General features: G+C 45.1%; 1 protein-coding gene. It reads left to right on the top strand.

Annotated elements, in window-relative coordinates:
- Positions 1-6 precede the first annotated feature (6 nt).
- Positions 7-141: a contractile injection system protein, VgrG/Pvc8 family gene (locus J1784_RS26595; RefSeq protein WP_274387284.1), complete on the top strand. Its 135-nt coding sequence runs from the start codon at positions 7-9 to the stop codon at positions 139-141.
- Positions 142-253 lie beyond the last annotated feature (112 nt).

Raw genomic sequence — 253 nt, 5'->3', positions numbered from 1 at the left:
AAAGAAATGGGCATCGTCAAATACGATACCCTGTTTCGCGCCCGGCACGACTGGCGGGAGTTTTGCGTGCAGTTTATGGAAAGCGACTACGAATTTATCCGGCGCCTGATTGCTGAAGAAGGCATTTGTAGATTCAATTGATCAATGCAACATCCATGCTAAAACATGGGGTAGCGGAGGATTAATGAATGAAACGTACATTTACGGCAAAGGAAAAAGAGTTTGTTTTCAACTCATGGAAGAACGGCATCGG

Origin of the sequence: Rahnella ecdela, assembly GCF_019049625.1 — a bacterium.
In the GTDB taxonomy this organism is placed as follows: domain Bacteria; phylum Pseudomonadota; class Gammaproteobacteria; order Enterobacterales; family Enterobacteriaceae; genus Rahnella; species Rahnella ecdela.
Note: the sequence above shows the minus strand (reverse complement) of the source record. Positions and strands in the feature narration are given on the sequence as shown.